Below are 1,187 nucleotides of genomic sequence, written 5' to 3' on the forward strand. Positions count from 1 at the left end.
AACTATGCAACTGAACAACAAATAAAAAAGTCTATCAAAGATATTCTGATAGACTTCTTTTATTTTAAATCCTATTTTACATAAAAGGTGTTATAAATGTTTTATAAAAGATTATAACCGAATTTAAATCCTAATGTAGGAGTTAGGTTTCCTTTACTTAAATCAAAATCTTGTAAGTATCCTATACCGACATGTGTTCGAAAGTAAAAATTAGAACCTATAGATCTCTGAATACCCCAATGTAAATCTGTTAATAAGGATTTGTTTAAATCTATATCATTTTTATTTCCAAAGGAATATTTTAATTGAACTTCTATGAAATTACCAGAATTGTTTTTCAAAGATTTACCTTTTGTAATTCTTTTATCCTTATTATAAAAGAAAGAATAACTTGATTTTACATATGGAGTTGGTTTTGAAAAATTGAAAACATATGAAACAGCATCGTCATTTAGATTATATCCTCCTCCAACTCCTGTTTCAAAATTTAAAAATGATTTATTTCCAATAAGAATATCATATCCAACACTAAGACCGTGAGTGCCTATTTCGATTACTCCTGAATTTCTATAGGTATCATTGCTCTGCTGAGCATTACCAAGAAAAGGAAGTAATAAGAAAAATTTAGTTAATTTCATAAGAGTTATAATTACAATTTAAATATATAAATTGTAATTATATTTAATTAAAGAAAAGTGAAATATTTTATTTATCTATCATTTGTTATATTCTCCTCATGTTTAGTTACGCCTAAATATTATTTGCATACAGAAAAAAACTTAAATAATTTTTCTATAAAAGAAGAAGATAAGTTTGTTTTAATAAAGAATAATTTTTATTCAGTAGGAGTTGATTTTTCTAATAAGGTAGATTCAGATTTTTCTAATATTATTAAAAATATTTTACTTAATCCAAGTTTTCTAGAATTTAGTAATGAGAAATTTATTTTTCATTTAAATGATGAACAGTTGGATATAATTAGAAATGAAACAAAAAGTGAATATATATTACTAATTCAAACTATTTTAAAACCTAGTATTTTAGCTCAAAAAAATTTCACATCTATAACTACATATGAAAAAAATAAAAAGAGTGGATATGCAAACAAAAATAGGAGTATTAGTTAAGCTACATTTTTATAACTAATTTTTTGTTGATTAAATTCTTCAATCGTTTTATAATTTAAG

At 22.9% G+C, this 1,187-nt stretch carries 2 protein-coding genes; one reads left to right on the forward strand and one right to left on the reverse strand.

All coding sequences use genetic code 11. The features are described 5' to 3' along the window. Nucleotides 1–101 precede the first annotated feature (101 nt). Nucleotides 102–638, reverse strand: a complete 537-nt coding sequence (locus tag BM072_RS15375; RefSeq protein WP_092910814.1) for a hypothetical protein — start codon at nucleotides 636–638, stop codon at nucleotides 102–104. Between the two features lie 123 nt (nucleotides 639–761). Here BM072_RS15375 and BM072_RS15380 point away from each other — a divergent pair, with 123 nt between their 5' ends. Then, a complete protein-coding gene (locus tag BM072_RS15380) occupies nucleotides 762–1,127 on the forward strand; it encodes a hypothetical protein (RefSeq protein WP_092910820.1) in 366 nt (121 codons plus the stop codon). Nucleotides 1,128–1,187 lie beyond the last annotated feature (60 nt).

Origin of the sequence: Algoriella xinjiangensis (genome assembly GCF_900115015.1) — a bacterium.
Lineage (GTDB): Bacteria > Bacteroidota > Bacteroidia > Flavobacteriales > Weeksellaceae > Empedobacter > Empedobacter xinjiangensis.